General features: G+C 71.3%; 17 protein-coding genes. 4 read left to right on the top strand and 13 right to left on the bottom strand.

All coding sequences use genetic code 11. The annotated features are described in order from the left end of the window. Genes FHU33_RS25065 through FHU33_RS15855 form a run of 3 tightly spaced genes read left to right on the top strand, consistent with a single transcriptional unit; the run spans position 1 to position 1,798 of the window. A complete protein-coding gene (locus tag FHU33_RS25065) occupies positions 1–567 on the top strand; it encodes an SCO family protein (RefSeq protein ID WP_170182479.1) in 567 nt (188 codons plus the stop codon). Beyond that, on the top strand, positions 564–1,070 hold the full coding sequence (locus FHU33_RS15850) for a COG4315 family predicted lipoprotein (RefSeq protein ID WP_170182480.1): 507 nt from the start codon (positions 564–566) through the stop codon (positions 1,068–1,070). Before FHU33_RS25065 ends, FHU33_RS15850 begins: the two co-directional genes overlap by 4 nt. Further along, positions 1,067–1,798 carry a hemerythrin domain-containing protein gene (locus FHU33_RS15855; protein ID WP_142026195.1) on the top strand — a complete coding sequence of 244 codons (732 nt, stop codon included), beginning with the start codon at positions 1,067–1,069 and terminating at the stop codon, positions 1,796–1,798. Before FHU33_RS15850 ends, FHU33_RS15855 begins: the two co-directional genes overlap by 4 nt. A 513-nt stretch (positions 1,799–2,311) precedes the next feature. Here FHU33_RS15855 and FHU33_RS15860 read toward each other — a convergent pair. From FHU33_RS15860 to FHU33_RS15915, 12 genes are all read right to left on the bottom strand, one after another. Further along, a complete protein-coding gene (locus tag FHU33_RS15860) occupies positions 2,312–5,680 on the bottom strand; it encodes a LysM peptidoglycan-binding domain-containing protein (RefSeq protein WP_142026196.1) in 3,369 nt (1,122 codons plus the stop codon). Further along, entirely contained in the window at positions 5,677–6,102 is a 426-nt protein-coding gene (locus FHU33_RS15865) for a pilus assembly protein TadG-related protein (protein ID WP_246063697.1), read from the bottom strand. The genes FHU33_RS15860 and FHU33_RS15865 overlap by 4 nt, the downstream gene beginning before the upstream one ends. Continuing rightward, positions 6,099–6,566, bottom strand: coding sequence for a TadE/TadG family type IV pilus assembly protein (locus FHU33_RS15870; protein ID WP_142026197.1), 468 nt, complete (start codon positions 6,564–6,566; stop codon positions 6,099–6,101). Before FHU33_RS15870 ends, FHU33_RS15865 begins: the two co-directional genes overlap by 4 nt. Further along, positions 6,563–6,937 (bottom strand): TadE family protein, encoded by a 375-nt coding sequence (locus FHU33_RS15875; protein WP_281281678.1) that lies wholly within the window; start codon positions 6,935–6,937, stop codon positions 6,563–6,565. Before FHU33_RS15875 ends, FHU33_RS15870 begins: the two co-directional genes overlap by 4 nt. Positions 6,938–7,049: 112 nt before the next feature. Further along, the gene (locus FHU33_RS15880) at positions 7,050–7,217 is read right to left on the bottom strand and encodes a hypothetical protein (protein WP_246063700.1); all 168 of its coding nucleotides are present in this window, start codon (positions 7,215–7,217) and stop codon (positions 7,050–7,052) included. A 98-nt stretch (positions 7,218–7,315) separates the two neighbouring features. Continuing rightward, on the bottom strand, positions 7,316–8,212 hold the full coding sequence (locus tag FHU33_RS15885) for a type II secretion system F family protein (protein ID WP_142026200.1): 897 nt from the start codon (positions 8,210–8,212) through the stop codon (positions 7,316–7,318). Continuing rightward, a complete protein-coding gene (locus tag FHU33_RS15890) occupies positions 8,209–9,075 on the bottom strand; it encodes a type II secretion system F family protein (RefSeq protein ID WP_142026201.1) in 867 nt (288 codons plus the stop codon). The genes FHU33_RS15885 and FHU33_RS15890 overlap by 4 nt, the downstream gene beginning before the upstream one ends. Continuing rightward, positions 9,072–10,619, bottom strand: coding sequence for a TadA family conjugal transfer-associated ATPase (locus FHU33_RS15895; protein WP_142026202.1), 1,548 nt, complete (start codon positions 10,617–10,619; stop codon positions 9,072–9,074). Before FHU33_RS15895 ends, FHU33_RS15890 begins: the two co-directional genes overlap by 4 nt. Beyond that, positions 10,616–11,398 carry a CpaE/TadZ family protein gene (locus tag FHU33_RS15900; protein WP_142026203.1) on the bottom strand — a complete coding sequence of 261 codons (783 nt, stop codon included), beginning with the start codon at positions 11,396–11,398 and terminating at the stop codon, positions 10,616–10,618. The genes FHU33_RS15895 and FHU33_RS15900 overlap by 4 nt, the downstream gene beginning before the upstream one ends. Positions 11,399–11,402: 4 nt before the next feature. After that, positions 11,403–12,047 carry an SAF domain-containing protein gene (locus FHU33_RS15905; RefSeq protein ID WP_246063702.1) on the bottom strand — a complete coding sequence of 215 codons (645 nt, stop codon included), beginning with the start codon at positions 12,045–12,047 and terminating at the stop codon, positions 11,403–11,405. Positions 12,048–12,133: 86 nt separating this feature from the next. Beyond that, on the bottom strand, positions 12,134–12,814 hold the full coding sequence (locus FHU33_RS15910; RefSeq protein WP_246063704.1) for a hypothetical protein: 681 nt from the start codon (positions 12,812–12,814) through the stop codon (positions 12,134–12,136). A 275-nt stretch (positions 12,815–13,089) separates the two neighbouring features. Continuing rightward, the gene (locus FHU33_RS15915) at positions 13,090–13,704 is read right to left on the bottom strand and encodes a hypothetical protein (RefSeq protein WP_246063705.1); all 615 of its coding nucleotides are present in this window, start codon (positions 13,702–13,704) and stop codon (positions 13,090–13,092) included. Positions 13,705–13,964: 260 nt separating this feature from the next. Between FHU33_RS15915 and FHU33_RS15920 the strand changes: the two genes are divergently transcribed. Next, complete coding sequence (locus FHU33_RS15920) at positions 13,965–14,603, top strand: peptidase (protein ID WP_142026206.1); 639 nt, start codon at positions 13,965–13,967, stop codon at positions 14,601–14,603. Positions 14,604–14,754: 151 nt separating this feature from the next. On the opposite strand, the gene FHU33_RS15925 is transcribed toward FHU33_RS15920, so the two are convergent. Next, the gene (locus tag FHU33_RS15925) at positions 14,755–15,726 is read right to left on the bottom strand and encodes a coiled-coil domain-containing protein (protein ID WP_142026207.1); all 972 of its coding nucleotides are present in this window, start codon (positions 15,724–15,726) and stop codon (positions 14,755–14,757) included. Positions 15,727–15,906: the final 180 nt, after the last annotated feature.

The following is a 15,906-nucleotide window of genomic DNA, read 5'->3' on the forward strand; positions in this document are numbered from 1 at the left end:
ATGAGCACCTTCAATGACAGCTCCGGCTTCCGCGGCACCTCCCTGCCGGAGCCGGTATCACTGACCGATGCCGCGGCGACGGCCGTGTTCGACACCGCCGTCGAAGGCACGACGACGCTCGGCGAGCTGCAGCAGGATCGGGTGATGCTGGTCTCCTTTGGCTACACGCACTGCCCGGACGTCTGCCCGACCACGATGGCCGACCTGGGCATCGCGCTGCAGCGGGCGCCAGAGCGTGTGCAGGAGCGGACCCAGGTCGTGTTCATCACCTCTGACCCCGAACGGGACACGCCTGCGGTGCTGGCCGACTGGCTCGCCCACTTCGACACCGGGCTGGCAGCCCCGTTCGTCGGGCTGACCGCGTCGCCGGGGCAGGTGACCGCGGTCGCCGAGTCGATGGGCGTCTCGCTGGCCCCGCCCCAGGTCGCCCCGGATGGCACGGTGACCGTCCAGCACGGCGTCCAGACGCTGGCGTTCGTCGACGGCCGCGCGGGCCTGGTCTGGACCTCCGGCAGCACACCCGACGACTACCGCGCCGACCTGGAACGACTGGTGGACGACGCGTGAGCCGCCGCCCGCGCGCCGCCGCACTGCTCCTCCTCCCCGTCCTGGCCGCGGGCTGCGGCGGTGCCGACACGGCCGCGGCCGGGGATCCGTTACTGCCGCAGGACGCCGCCTCCGCCGCCGAGGTAGGGTTGGTCGACGTTCCCGGCCTCGGGGGGGTGCTCGCCGACGGCGAAGGCTTCGTGCTTTACATGTTCCCGCCCGACGTCCGCGCGCGGGTCACCTGCACCGGGCCGTGCGCGGGATCGTGGCCGCCGCTGGCCGTGGCCGACGGGGTCATCCCCGCGGGCGGCGACGGGATCGACGCCGAGCTGCTGGGCACGCTGCCCGATCCGAACACCGGCGGGCAGATCGTCACCTACGGGGGCTACCCGCTGTACCGCTACGCCGGCGACGTCGATCCCAGCACCGCGCACGGCCAGGCGCTGCTGCTCAACGGCGCCCCCTGGTACGTGCTCGACGCCTCCGGGCAGCCGCTGACCACCGACCCGAGGGCGACGCCGTGACCGCCAACCCGGTCCCGCGGGTGGGACGTGGCTCGCTCAGCCGCCGCGGCCTGCTCACCGGCGCCGCAGGCCTGGTCGCTGGCGTGGGCGGCACCCAGGCGGTACACCTCCTGGTTGACGCCGACGACAACGCCGCAGCGCCACGCCCGCCGTCGCCGGGTGAGGAGCTGATGACCGAGCACGGCGTGCTCAAGAGGATCCTGCTGGCCTACCGCGCCGCCGCCGATCAGCTCAACGCTGGCGTCACGCCGCCGGTCGGCGCCGTCGTCGACGCCGCCCGGCTGGTCTACGACTACGTGGAGAGCTTCCACGAGGGCCTGGAGGAGGCCTACGTCTTCCCACGGGTCCGCGCGGCCCACCCCGACCTTGTCCGCACCCTGCTCATCCAGCACGACCGGGGCCGGCACCTCACCGCCCGGATCTACCGCGCCGATGACCTCGACCTCACCCGCGCTGATGTCCGCGACCGGCTGCGCACCATGCTCGACCAGTTCGTCCGCATGTATGAGCCGCACGAGGCATGGGAGGACACCGTCATCTACCCGGCGCTGCGGCGCGGCACCCCGCAGCGCGAGTTGGACCTGCTTGCCGAGCGGTTCGCCGACCTCGAAAACAGCCACTATGGCGACGCCGCACTTCAGCAGGTACTGGACCGGGTCGCCGGCATCGAGGAACAGTTGGGCGTCGCCGACCTCGCGGCGTTCACCCCGGACGACAACGGCTCCTGACCGCTGTGCCCGGCGGTGCGGCGCTTCGCCGTCTCGTGCGTTGCGCAGCCCGACAGTCCCACCCCGAGCCGGCCGGGCCCTGGTCACGCCGTCACGTTGACCGGGATGGCGGTGAAGATTGCAAACCCGACGGTGAAGAAAGTCGGCGCTGAGCCGGGAAGTCTCGCCCTGGCTTCGCCCTGCTCCGGTCATCGGCTCGGGGTCCTTCAACAGGTGGTGCCGAAGCCGAACCTCGTGTGGGAATGGTGGAGGTCAGTGAGGGATCACCGGATCCCCGTCCCGGAAGACCCGCGCGAGAAGATGCCCAATGACCGGGGGCTATGCGGGGCACGCGGTTCGGTCCCGCAGGCGGCGACGCTGCAGCAGGCACTGCCGCGCCGAATGGCTCGAGCCTTCCCTCCCCCGTGGGCAGAGCACTGATTGTCCTACCGCCGTCCGGACGGCTACTCGAAGTTGTGCAGGTTCGTCGGCCCATCCGTAGCGGTTCGCACCTCGAGCCAGCTCCGTCGTCGGTCAACCGGCCCTGCTGATCCACTGTCGGCGGAAGAGGATCTCGGCGGTTCTGGGTGGAAGGTCTTCTTCCACCTCGGCATCGTGATTGGCCAGAATGCGGGCAACGTAGGCGTCGGCCTCCGCCCGGTTGTCCTGCGCGTCGCAGGCGGCGACCAGGTCGAGCAGCGGCACGTCCTCGTAGCTGCCGGCTTTCAGCGCCACGTGCGCGGCGGCCGCAGCGAGCGCAGGCTCACCGGCGGCTAGGTGGTGCGTCGCGACGGTGTGCGCGACGTCGACGATCATGGCGGCGTACTCGTGGTCTAGCCGCGAGTTCTCCTCGACCAGCCAGCTGTAGCCGCCGGGCGCACCCTGCCGCAACGGGGACAGGTCGAACGGCCGCCCGGTAACAAGGTCGAGAGCGGCGCGCAGGTCGGCAATCCCATCGACACCGCGGGCCAGCCCGCGGACTCGGAGTCGGCGGAACAGCCCGGCGTCGATGAGGACGTCGTCGATGCGGTAGCGGCCAAGCCCACCGGCGGTGACCCCCGACGGGAGGTAGTCCCGGCCAGTCGCCGGGTTGGCGCCCAGCCAGGCGCGCACGATCGAGATCGACTGCCGCACCTTGGTCTTGCCGACGACATCGTGCTCGTTGGGCCACATCGCGGTGGCGTAGCGCTCGCTGGTCACGCCGCCGGGCCGGGTGGCCAGGTAGGCGACGATCTCGGTGTAGAACTGCCGCCGCGGGTTGCGCTCGGGCAGCGTGCCCTGCGCCCGCACTTCGACCGGGCCGAGCAGGGTCAACTTCGGCCGCGGGCAGGACGGGTCGGCCCAGTCGGCGAGGTCGGCGTCCAGGGCAGGGTCGGCGCCCTCGACCTGGCCGCGGATGCCTTCGTCGGTGGCCGGAGCCAGTGCCTGCAGATCCTGCTCCGTGGTCGCGGCTCGGTCCAGGTAGGTCTGCGCGGACAGCGGCAGCACCGAGTTCGTCATCCGGGCCGCTATGCCTGTTTGGCAGGCCACCGGCACGTCCTCCGCCTCGGCCGGCGCCGGTGGCGTTCGCCGGGCGGCGCGGGACGGGTTGACTCGAAGGCCGCCGCAGGCGTCGGCGTGCTCGTCCCAGGACTCATCACCGCGAGAGGGTGGGACCGGGCGGTCGTCGGTGACGGTAGCCAGCGCGAGCACCTGGGCCAGCTGCGCGGCCTCGTCGGCCGGGATCTGCTGCGCGATCAGCTCGACTCCCAGGGCGGGGATAGTGAGCGTGCCGGCCTCATCGACAGTCAGCTGCCAGCGGGCGGCGTCCGCGTGGTCCGGGTCGTCGATGAGCACCAACGCGGCCGCGCCGCGGGCGCGCTGCTGCTTCATGGCGGTCAGCAGCCGTTCCAGCCCGGCGCTGTCCTCTGCCACATCCGGGGCGATGAGCAGCACGTGCGGCGCCCACGCGTCGCCGGCCACGTCGCGCAACCGGCCCGACAGCACGTCGACATCGGCCATCTGCATGGCTTCGGTGACCGACTGGACCTGGCCGCCGAGCACCGCGATCGCCTTCTCGACGTCGTCGGTGTAGGTCAGCCGGTCGGGATTGATCTGGGCCAACTCTTTGCCGAAGCCGACCAGGGTCACCTGCAGCATCTCCGACCACGTGTTGTGCGCCAGCTCGGCAGCCAGGAACCGGGCCAGATTCAGACATCGTTCGGCGTCCCCGAAGAGGGACAGGGTCGCGACCCGTTCCAGGTCGAGCAACCAGTGCTCGCCTTCGGCCGTGTAGCCCACCGACGCGAGCATGGGGAACGGTGCGAAGAAGTACGGCCGCCGCTGCTCGTCATACGTCAGCGGATCATCGCGCCGGATCGACCAGCGGGTACCGGCCGCGTCCACCGTCCACGGCTCCGGGACCTCCGAGGCTGGCTCGGTGAGTACCAGAGTCAGGACGTCGTCGGTCATGCAGGCCGCCACCACGTCGGGCAGGCGAGCACCGTCGACGCTCGCCAGGGCTTGCACCAGGGCGCGCAGCGCCTGATCAAGCCAGGTGACGTCGGCACTGCCGGCGCTGCCGGCCCTCTGCAGTGCTCGTTCAACGTGCAGCAGCTCTGGTGGCGTGCTGCCGATCGTGCGGCCGGGACGTCGCTGCCGGAACTGCCTGCGGCGGTAGCGCAGCAGCGCGGTCAGCGAGGCGCCGGCCAGCAGCAGCCCACCGCCGGCGAAGGCGATCATCGGCAGGTCCGAGGTGCTACCCGTCGAGGCCTCGTCAGGCCTCGCGGGCGACGGCTCGGCGCTGCTCGGTGCAGCCGTGGGAGACGAGGTCGGGGCGTTGGTGGCCGAACTGGGCGCGGCCGGAGGCGGCGCATTGGTGCCCGGCGTGGTCGGGTCAGCTGGAGGGGCGGTGCTCGGGACTGGCGCTAATGGCGGTGCCGGCTCGGTCGTGGGCGGTGCCGGTTCGCCTGCAGGAGGCGACGGTGCGCTGGGCGCGGGCGTCCCAGGACCGGCCGGGCCCGGGATGCGCAGCGTCCAGCCCGGTCGGATCAGTGACGGGTCGGTGAAGGTGGCGCCTCCGGGTTGGCTGCGTCCCCGGTTGAGCTCCCAGGCCTGTTGCCAGTTGTGCCCACTGCCGGTGATCTCCTCCGTGAGGTCCCACAGGGTGTCACCGGGTTCCACCGTGACGTCCTCGACGGTCATCGCGGTGTCCGGGGCCAGGCCCATCGGCGGCAGGCCGACCGCGTCAGGCGGCAGCACCAGCACCGTGCCCGGAAGGATCTCGTTGTCCGAACCGACCGCGGTCGGGTTGAGCCTGGCGATCTCCGGATAGCGCAGCGGGTCCCCGAGATGCCGCTCGGCCAACGCCCACAGAGTGTCCCGGCGCTGCACCTGGTAGGTCGTGGTCGCGACCGGAGGCGCGTACTCGTCCGGCATGGCGTACGCGACCGGTGTCTGCGCTTTGACGGGCGCGCTGGCGTACTGCGCCGACGCCGGGACGACGGTGGATGCGGTCGCGACCGGCAGCGGCGGCGGTGCCGTTGCGGTGGTTGCGGGGGTGCCGGCCAGCGGAGCGACGGTGAAGCCGACCGCGACGGCGGTGACCAGGGCGGCGGCCGGACGCTGGAAGATCCCGAGGCCAGGTAGCGCCGGAACCGGCCGTGCGCGAGCGAACGCCACGACCTCCGCCACTGTCGCGGCCGTGAACAGTGCCCAGCACACCCACACGCCGGCCGCGAGGACGAGTCCAGCCAGCTGCCCGTTGTCGCGGGACGTCAGGACGGCGCCGACCTCGTCCAGCGACGGCAAGGTCTCCGGCACCAGATGAAGCACCGCCATCAGCACCGGTACGCCGACGACGACGGCGAGCAGCGCCATGAGGGCACCGGCGGCCCTGAGCAGGCGGGCGGCGTGGCCGGTCACGACAATCCCTCACCGGAGGTGACCCCGACCAGCAGCTGGGCGGTGTGCACGCGGGTCTGGCTTACCGCGATGCCGAGCAAGGGTGTCGAGTCTGTGACGGTCACACTGACCTCGACGATGCCGGGGCCGGTGACGGTCACCGTGCCGGTCGCGCCGGCTTGCTCGAGGTAGGAGCGGGCCGCGGTCGCCGCCAATTGCGCGTCGGTGCTGCCTCCGGTGGGAACCGGGCCGATGGCGATGCTGGCCGCGCGGGCTGCCTCAGCCGAGTATGTGTCGGCGCGGTTGGCGGCTTGGATCGCGGTCCCTGCGTCGACGAGTGCGGTGACCAGGACGCCGACGATGAGCACGATGAAGCAGAACAGCACGGCCACCGACCCGCGGTCGTCCCGGAACCGAGCGCTGACATGCGGGCGGGGTGTCACGACAGGTCCCGGGCAGGGTCGAGCGGGCTGGTGGCGCTGTCGTGCAGCGTCCGGGAGCCGGGCAGGCCGGCAACTCCACCAATGTCGGACAGGTTGACGGTGCACGACACGACGACGGTGACCGATGCCGAGGTGCCCGGTGGCGCGGTGAACCCCGCGGTGTCGACGCTGACCTGGACGTCGATGCAGTGCAGGCCCTGGCTGGCCAGTGCGGTGGCGGCGGTGTCGGTGGCGATCTGCTGGGCCGCGGCGGCCGATCGGGCCAGCGAGGCGTCCCGGGCCGCGATGCCGGCGACGCCGCTCATGCGGTCGCCGGCCAACGCGATCCGGGCGCCGACCACCAGCATGGCGACCAAGAGGAGCCCGACCGGCAGCAGGATCGCCAGCTCGACCGACTCCGAGCCTCGGTCGTCCCGCCGCGGCTTTTGACGGCCGTTCGTGGCCGGTTGCAGGTCGCGCCTCATGGTGAGTCCGGTGTGGTGAAGCGTTCCTTGCCGCGCACCACGGTGACATCGACGGTCGGGGCGAAGCCGGGCAGGGGGATCACGTTGGGCACGCTGGCTGTGACGTGCACCGTGACCGTGGTGGCGGTGTCGGACTCGGTCACCGAGTAGCCGGTGATCGCGCCGGTCCCGAGTCTGGCCAAGTACGTGTCCGCCGCAGCCTGCCCCGCTCCCCCGACCGCCCCGTGGACGCTGGCGGCGCGGGCTCCGACGTGCGCCGCGGCGTCGGCCGCTTCCCGGGCGAAGTACCACAGCGCGAGCTGCGGGCCGGCCAACAGCAGCGCGACGATGATGGGAAACAGGATCGCGAACTCGACGCTGGATGAGCCCAGCTCGCTTCCGCGGCCGCGGTCTCGGCGGGATCCTGGACGCGCGACCGGACCGCGCGGCGAGGATGCCGCACGGTCCGGAGTACGCGCCTCGAGCATGGAACGGCTGCCGGTTCTACTGGAACAGCGACGTCTTGCTGGCCACGAACGCGATGGCCGCTGCGCTGACGGCGCCGCCCAGCGCGATGGCCAGGATGACCATGAACGCCTTCTCCGAGGAGTCCGAGCCTCGGTCGTCGGTGACCTGATCGGCGCGCAGCCAGGCCAGGACCGACAGGGCCATGACAGACAGGGCCGTGACGCACTGCGCAACGACGGCCTGGGCACCCCGACGTCGGATGGTGAGCTGGAACATGGGAAGCCTCCCGGTTGGCGGTGCGGTCAGGACGAGATCCCGAACATGCGGAGCATGAAGGGCACGAGCACGAACAAGGTCAGCCCGGTGACCAGCAGGGCCAGTGGGCGGGACATCCGCTCGCTGACCTGGTTTGCCTCGGTACGTGCGTCGGACAGCTCGGCGTGCCGAAGCGTGCGGGCGCTGGCCAGGAGGGTGTTGTAGACCGAGGCACCGTCCGCGGCCACTGCCGCGATGTCCGCGAGGTTGCGCAGCTCGGCGACCTGCAGCTCCTCGCCGAGGTCACGCAGCTCGCTCCACGGTTTTCGGCCGGACAGCGCTGCACGGCGGATGGCGCGGCGCATGCGGACGAACGGCATGCTGCCTGAGATCTCGGCGGCCTCCTCCAGTGCCTGCTCCACCGAGCCTCGCGCCCGACGTTCACCGGCCACCAGGGTGAGGAAAGACTCGAGGTTGCTCCGGAACTCCACCCGCGCCTTGTCCGCCAACTCACGGGCCTCGGCCGAGGGCAAGAACCACCCAACGACGGCGATCCCCAGCCCGACCGCGGCGGGCAGGACGAAGGGCACCGGAACATCGAGCAGCACGAACACCAGGCCGAACAGCGACGGGGTCAGCAATCCGGCGAGTGCCAGGGTCAGCTTGCGGGCCGCGAGCTGAGCGCGGGTCCAGCCGATGATCGCCAGGTCGGCGTCCGAAACGCCCAGATGCCCGTCCAACGCCCGAGCCACCGGCACCGGCACCGGCAGCCAGTCCCACCGGTCTCGAGTGGACGTCGGCGCCGTTCGCACGGTTGGCTCGGCCGCCAACTGCTCCAGTGCGGCCACCAGCGACGGCGGCGCCGGACGCAGCGCACGGACCGCGAGTACGAGGCCGCCAGCGATGAGCATCCCGGCGAGGGTGGCTGTCTGCAGCCCGGTCACGGGTTCACCGGAGCCGGGTCGGGGTCGAAGAGCACCCGCGGGGGCTTGACCGGCTCGGACAACCGGCGCATCCATCGCAGCGACGTCGTGAAGATCGCCACCACCGCCAGCAAGGCGATCTGCCCGAACGGCGTCGAGTAGCCCGACAGGAAGGTCCGGGCGAACAGCGTCATCCCGACCACCAGCACCAGGGTCACCACGACGATGGTGCGCATGTTCGACCGCGGCTTGGCGCGTTCGGACTCCACCTCACGGACCATGCGGGAGCGGTCGTCCAGGTCGGCGGCCAGCGCGGTGAGCACCTCGGCGAGCCCCGGCCCACCGTTGCGCTCCCGCAGGATGAGCACCATGGCGATCTTCTCGGCGGCCGGGTCGTCGATCTCGCGGGCGAACTGCCGCAGGGCCGTCTCGGTGCCCTGCGGTCCCATCCTGGTCACCAGGTTGGTGACCGCCGGCGCGATCGGCTCCGGCACCGAGTTCAGGGAGCGACGCAGCGCATCGCGCGTCGACCCGGCGGCGCCGGAATTGATCAGGTCGGCCAGCCGCCGCGTCCAGTCCGCCAGCGCCTCGGACGTGGCGATCAGCCGCTTGGCTTCCTTGCTGCCGCCGAGCACCTTCGGGATGAACACGACGCCGCCGGCAGCGCCCAGTGCCGCGGCCGGCCAGCCGGTGACCAGTAGGACGAGCACGCCGGCGGCCAAAGCACCGGGGAGCAGTGGAGTGGCTCGTCGCCGCGAGGATGAGCGCACCGACGGCGAGCGCTCCGGAAGGAAGGAGACGCCGCGCACCGCCCCGACGACGCCGACCAGGCCGGCCGAGAGCAGCAGCCCGGCCAGGGTCAGCAGCAGCCCACCGGCGGTCACGACGCACGCTCACGGCGGTGGGGACCGGTGTGCCAGTCCGAGGCGCCCGGGTGCAGCCAGTTCAGGTCGAAGCCGACCGCGGTCAGCCGCTCGGCCAGTGACTCGCTGAGCATCCCTGGCCCGGTGGCCTGCCCGCGCCCGTCCTCGGCGCGGGGCGCGAAGATCGGCTTGAGGTCCGGTCGACCGGAGTCGCCGATCGGGCCGAGTTCGTAGATGCCCGAGACGTACCGGGCGTAGTCGCGGTCGCGATGCACGTGCACGACCAGGTTCAGGGCGGCCAGCGAGCGCAGGACCAGCTCCGGGGACGGCGCCGGATGCGCCTTCAGCGCGTTGATCAGCACCTTGTCGAACACGCCGTCGGCCGACGGCGAGTGAATCGTGCACATGACCGACGAGATGCCGCTGGTCGCGGCCTCCAGCAGAGCGGTCACGTAGGCGCCGCGGACCTCCCCCACGAGCACCCAGGTCGGGGACGCGCGCAGCGCCAGGTGCAGCGCATCCCCCATGTCGAACCCGCCTCGACCTTCGGCGTTGGGCAGCCGGGACTCGAACGTCCGGCACACCGCGTGCCGCCTGACCAGCTGACGGTGGTCGGAATCCCACCGAGGCAGGTGCAGACCAAGCTCCCGCTCGTCCTCCACGGTGATGACCACGTTGCTCCACGGGATCGCGTTGCCCAGCGCACGCAGCAGCGTTGTCTTGCCGACCCCCGGCGCTCCACTGACCAGCGGCGATGCGCCGGCGAGGATCGCGGCATGCAGGAAGGCTCGCATCGGTGAGTCGACCATGTTCATCTCGTGCAGGTCGTCGAGGCTCGGATCACTGAACCGGTGCACCCGGATCACCCCGGCCGGGCGCGGGAGCACGTCCATCGCCGCCTGTAGCCGGGCGCCCAGCTCGGTCACGCCCTTCAGCCGCACGTTCAGGATGGGGTTGGCCGAGGAGAACTCGCGGCTGGTCTGCCCGTCGTCCGACCGTGAACCGATCGACCGCAGCAGCTGCTCGAGCTCCTCGTCGCTGGAGGCGATCGCCGGCCCGGGCACCAGTTGACCGCTGGCCATCCGCAGCATCGTCGGCTCACAGCCCTCGAAGTGGATGTCCTCCACGTCGTCCCGGGCCAGCAGCGGAGCCAGTCGCCCCAGCCCGTCCAGCTCGGCCAGCACGGCCGCGAAGATCCTGTCCTCGGTGGTCACTGCCGGAGCCGGACGGCCGAGGTTGGCCTCGTGCAGCAGCCACTGGTCGTACTCGTCGCGGATCAACTTCCGGGTCAGCTCGCGCCGCGGGCCCGGGGCGTAGTTCCTGTCTTCCACCGTCAACCGGGTCGACACCCGGTCACGCAGCTCCACCACGATGCGGTACTCGCTGCTGCTGACCTCCCTGGTTTCGACGGGCGTCGCGTCGACCGGCGCGGCCGCCGGCCGCTGCGCGTCCGCCGCAGCCAGTTGCTCCGGCGCCGGCAGCGGCGGACGCTCCCGAGCGGGCCGCGACAGGTCGCGGGCGGCCGCGACTCCCAACCGCGGCGACGCGGTGTCCTCGGTGCTCATCCGGCCACCGCCTCGGCGACGCGGGACGCCTCCGTCGGACTGGTCAGCGTCTCGGCCAGGGATGACGCCGCCCGGAGCAGTGCCGACCGGTGCAGAGTCTTCGGACTGACGGTCGCACCGTCGGAGAGCGCCTGCGCTGCGGTCCGGTCATAGGGCAACGTGCCGCCCAGCGGCAGGTCCAACGCCTTGGTCACTTCGCCCGCGGAGTACGGCCCGTCCCCGACCACGAGTGCGGTGACCTTCGCCAGGTCGCCGAGCTCGTGGCGCAGTCGTTGCGTCGCATCCTGCGCCGCGTGCACCGACCGGACGCTGGGCCGCACCGCCACCAGCACCCGGTCGGCGGCCCGCAGCACCGGCCAGCAGCCGCGGTCGGTCACCAGGCGTCCTGCGTCGACCAAGGCGTCCCGCCCGATCGACGCACTTGACGTCTTCAGGGCCGACGCCAACCGCTCCCACGCCTCGGCGGTGAACGAGGTGCCCTGCGCGGCGGTCGTGACTCCTGGAAGCAGCCACACCTGCGGCTGCTCGGGAAGCTGCACCGCATGCTCGGCGACCATGGTGGCGGCCTGCATCGCCGGGACACCCCGCCGGGCCGCCGTCGACCATGACAGCAGTCCCCGGTCGGCGCTGACCCGGCCGGCCAGCAGCCCCGGCGCCATGTCCCCGCCTGCCGGGTCACAGTCGGCGACCAGCAACGGCCCGGGCCACGCCAGAGCCAACGCCCAGGTCGAGGTGGTCACCCCGGGCGCGGCCTTCCCGGAGGTCACGACGGTGAGCATCAGTTCACCGCCCAGCCGGCAGCACGATCAACGCCAGGTTGCCGGTCGATGCCAGCTCGGCCACCCGCACGCCGTCGTCCGCGCTGACTCGCACGTCGATCACCGTCACCTGTGTGGCCTGGTTCAGCGGACCGACCTCGGCGACCGTCGCGTCGATCTGCTGATCACGGGCACCGTCTGTGCCGGCAGCCGGGGTACCGCTGCCGCTGGTCGAGCCGGTACTGCCGGGCGTCGCCACGATCAGTACCTGCCGGCCTGGGCTCAGCCCGCGGGCCGGGAACTGCCCCTCCTTCAATGGCAGGGCGACCAGCATCTCCCCCGCCGTGAACCCGCTGTCCGGGCCGACCTGGGCGCCGGTCAGCAGCTCTCCCCGGGTCAGTGGAACCTGGGCGACCATCCCGACGATCTGTGACAGCTGCGAGGCAGGGATCGGTGACAGGTTGGGATCCGACGTCACGTTCGCGACCGTCAGGTCCTCCGTGGTGATCGTCGAGCCCAGTTGCACGTCTCGGGCGACCGCCAGCACCTCGGTGCGCGCGGTCAGCATTTGGCCGGCGGCGAGGGCCAACAGCCCCCCGAGCAGCACGAGCAGCACGCTCAGGACCAGCGACTTGCGGCTGGCACGTCTCCTCGCCGCTGCGGTACGCACCGGAGGCGCCGGCGGCGGCGCTGCCCCTGGCGCCGGAGCCGCATAGCGCCCGGCCGCCGGCGCCGCCATCCCGTCGACTCGTGTTGTCACCTGATAACCACCGACTGCACCTCCGCTACCGCGAACGTCGCGTTCGAGGTCGTCGTCAGGTCCGGCAGCGTGCCGGTGGCGCCCGTCGACGACGTCCAGGTGACCGACCACTGGATGCCGTACGTCGCCGTCACCCGCCCATCGGCCTGGTGGATCGATGAGTGCGGGTACCGGTAGTCACAGCCCGCCGGCGACGCGGCCCACACCCCGTCGCCCGGCTGCCAGACCACACCAGGACCCGGGCACGACACCGCGGAAGCCCCATCGCCCGGCGTGAACGACAGCGCCGTCGGAGCCACGCTCACCTCCGCCCACACGCCTCCAGCGTCGGCACGTGCGGTCAGCGCTCGGAACGATCCCGGGTCGGTCCAGAACCAGGTGTAGGCGTTGACGACCGTGAACGGCTGCCCGTCCTGCAGAGTGCCGGCCGGATACCGGCCCGTCGTCGGTGACGGCACCGTCAGTGTGCTGAGCGCCTGTAGCGCGAGCTGCGCTGGATCGATCGCGGCCGGAGCCGCCGGCGGAGTCGCCGACCAGAAGGTGAAGCCGTTGGTACCGGGGAACGCCCCACCGCCGGTGTAGGAGAGGCAGCTGTAGATGGCGCCATCCGTGCGACCGCCCCAGATGGGCGAGTTCTTCGGAGGCTGATGGGCCATCGCCTCCACGTAGCACTGCATGTCCTGTGCCCACCATGCCTGGCCGTCCTGGCAGGGAATGACGGTGCCGGAGGGGCTGACCGTGCAGACAGCCGCAGACGTGCCGCCACCGCCGCCGCCGGGAGTCGTCGCGCCCGGTGGGGCCGCCGTCCCACCGTCATGGTCGCCCGTCTCGACTTCGATCACACAGATGCCGTGCGAGTCGTACTGCTGGCAGGTCGCCGGATCAGCGACAGCAGTTGGCGAAAGGACCAGCGAGGCGCAGACGCACAGCAGCGCAGCCGCCAGGGCGAGGGCTACTCGTCGCACGACTGCGCCTGCCTGTTCGGAGCCTCGCTGACCCGCCACGACGACGTGTCCGGATAGTTCGGGTTCACCACGGTGACTTGCTGGATGAGGTACCTCGGACGACCTGAAGGCACGATGGACGTCCCGGAGGCATCGATCGCGTCCACCTCGCCCACGTCGACGCAGGCGGTGACGACGACGGTCGGGAAGACAGGTAACGGTGAAGCGGCGGGACTGTTCGAGAGGTCGGTGCTGGCGGCCGACGCAGTCACCAGCTGCGACCTACCGGTCTGGCGGTAGCCCTGGGAACGGAACTTGCCGATCGCTGTGGCCTGGGCAGTGGCCTCCGGAGCCACCGCGACCTGGTAGATCCCGTCGAGCGGGAGTGACGGGTCGAGGTACAGGTCGTCGATCGTGGCCAGGTAGTCCGGAACGAGGGCGACCGCCTGTGCCTGCGCTTCTTCGGCGGGGTTGGGAGTGGTCGGCGCGGGGCTCGACGGGCGGGAGGTCGAGGTACCGGAAGTCGGCGAACTCGACGAGCCGGGAGCGGACGACGAACAGCCCGAGGCCGTCAGCGCCAGGAGCATTGCGGCTGCCCCCGCTGCCGTCCGTATCACCGTCACGCCTGATCACCTCCTAGCGCGTCACCGTCCGTCGACCGAGGTTGCCCTCCGTACTGAACAGACGTGTGACCCTCGTCGCCTTCCCACCCTTTCGGGTGACAGTTCGTCCCTGGGTCCGTCACTCGTCCTCCCCGTCTGGGTGTACCGCGCGCTGGTGACACGCTGCCGCACCGCAAGCTGGGGTGGCGCAGATATCCACAGGGTCCGCGCGGCGAGGAACGCGACGAGATCCCTGTGGAGGCGAGGGTGGCCGCCAGCGGATGAACGGCACGTGGATGGTCGCCTCGGTGGCGGGAGCGCTGTTCGGCGCCGCGGCTACGCCCCGGCTTACTACGCACGGACTCGCGCAGCTGGCGCGGATCGACGCTGTCCGTCCGGGCCTGGCGATGGCCAGCGCCGCCGCCGGTGGCGGGGCGGGGGCCGCAGCGATCGTGACGTCCCATCGTGCGGGGACGTGGTGGCTGGTGCCTGCCCTGCTGGTCTGGGGATGCGCCTTGGTCGCCGCAGCCTCCTGCGATGCGGTCACCCAACGCATCCCGACACCACTCGTCCGGCAGGCCGCCGTCGTCACCGGCGTATTGCTGACCGTCGGCTTCGCCATGCACGGTGACTGGCGCGGCCTGTTCTTCAGCGGCCTCGCTGCTGTGGCGGCGGGGGTTGTCCTGCTGTTGTGCTGGCGGTTCGCGGGAGCAGGGTTCGGCGACGTTCGCCTGGCTATGCTTGGTGGTTTGGGTCTCGGACACGCCACGCATCACGGCTTGTTGTTGGCCCTCGCCGCGTTCACCTTGATCACCGTGACGCAGGCCGTGATCACGTTGATGCGTGGCGGAGGTCGCCAAAGCACCTTCCCCTACGGCCCTGCCCTCGCGGCGGGCTTTCTACTCGCGGCCACCCTTTGACTGTGACGTCCATCCGAAACCGTTGGCGGTGGGTTCCCCGAGCAACATCTATGGCACGGCAGCAGGGCGCCGGTCCCCATGGGGCGATTTCGTCGCCGCCTCCATCACCGCGCAAGGCGCGCAGAACAAGCTCGGCCGCGGTGCTCCAGTGTCAGTCGCGGGTCTCTTCGGTTCCTGTGGCCGCGATATCGCCTCGACGCCGTGCGCGTCCCGCGGGTGACTGGGGGCGCCGCGCCTTGGTGGTTAGGGCGTTGTCGAGTCGGGCTTCGGCTCGGTCAGCTCTGCTGCGCTGCACAAGGGTTTCGTCGCGCGCCGTATTGAGCTCTCCGCGCGACTCCGCGAGTTCCTCGCGCACCCGGCGGTTCTCCTCCTCGTGACGGGCACGCAGGTCGTCGACTCGCTGGTAGCCATGGGTCTTCTCGCGCTCGGCGTCGTGTACGGCAGCGTCCCGCTGGGCGGTCATCGCCGCCAGCTTCCCGCGCAGGTCGCTGACCTCGTCACGGAGCTCTGCGACTTGCTGGTCAGCCTGCGCCAGGCCCCGACGTACCGACTCGACCGCATCCTCGGCACGGGCAGCGCGCGCTGACTCCGCGTCAGCCCGCTCGACAGCGTTGCGGGATCGCGCTTCCGCCTCGGACTGGGCGATGATCGCGGTTTCCGCTCGTCGGACCGCGGCGTCGCGGTCGCCGTGTGCCTCGACCAGCCGCGCCTCGACGATGATCAGCTCGGCGTTCAGCCTGTCTCGCTCGGTCTCGGCCTGCGTTAGCCGCTGGCGAGCCTCTTCTAGCCCGGTACGGAGCTGCTCGCTCAGCGCAGAGGCATCCTCAGCGGCGGCGTCGGCCTCCGCGCGCTCGGCCTCGGCATACTGTTGCGCCTGCTCGGCCCGGCTGGCGCGAGCCACGGCGGTCGCCACCTGCTCGGCCGCCTCACTCGTCACAGCTTCGATCTGTAGCTGGGCGGCCTCCGGATCGGCCACCGTCCGCAGCTCCTCGAGCAACACCTTCAGCTGCTGAGTCAAGTGCTCGATCATGCCGGCGATCTGGCCGTGCAACTCACTTGCCCGCTGTCGCGCGGCATCAATCGGCCGCTGGTCGATCTCGGCCGCGTGCCCGGACTGCTCCATGCGCAGCCGGCGACGGGCGTGCCAGGCGGCGGTCCGATTGTGCGCGCTGTCGTCGCAGTACTCCGGCGGGCGGCCTGCCCCGGATTGCGAGGCTGCCGTCGGCCGTCGGCAACCGGGAAACCGGCAGGTACGCCGTTCCGTATCAGTTGGCTCGCTCATAACGTAAAGCTGCACCGACGT

Source organism: Blastococcus colisei (assembly GCF_006717095.1).
GTDB classification, from domain to species: domain Bacteria; phylum Actinomycetota; class Actinomycetes; order Mycobacteriales; family Geodermatophilaceae; genus Blastococcus_B; species Blastococcus_B colisei.

Coding starts and splice junctions, on each gene's coding strand:
- FHU33_RS25065 (WP_170182479.1), top strand. CDS start 1: ATGAGCACCTTCAATGACAGCTCCGGCTTCCGCGGCACCTCCCTGCCG.
- FHU33_RS15880 (WP_246063700.1), bottom strand. CDS start 7,217: ATGGCCCTGTCGGTCCTGGCCTGGCTGCGCGCCGATCAGGTCACCGAC.
- FHU33_RS15920 (WP_142026206.1), top strand. CDS start 13,965: ATGAACGGCACGTGGATGGTCGCCTCGGTGGCGGGAGCGCTGTTCGGC.
- FHU33_RS15910 (WP_246063704.1), bottom strand. CDS start 12,814: ATGCAGTGCTACGTGGAGGCGATGGCCCATCAGCCTCCGAAGAACTCG.
- FHU33_RS15900 (WP_142026203.1), bottom strand. CDS start 11,398: ATGCTCACCGTCGTGACCTCCGGGAAGGCCGCGCCCGGGGTGACCACC.
- FHU33_RS15895 (WP_142026202.1), bottom strand. CDS start 10,619: ATGAGCACCGAGGACACCGCGTCGCCGCGGTTGGGAGTCGCGGCCGCC.
- FHU33_RS15925 (WP_142026207.1), bottom strand. CDS start 15,726: ATGGAGCAGTCCGGGCACGCGGCCGAGATCGACCAGCGGCCGATTGAT.
- FHU33_RS15870 (WP_142026197.1), bottom strand. CDS start 6,566: ATGAGGCGCGACCTGCAACCGGCCACGAACGGCCGTCAAAAGCCGCGG.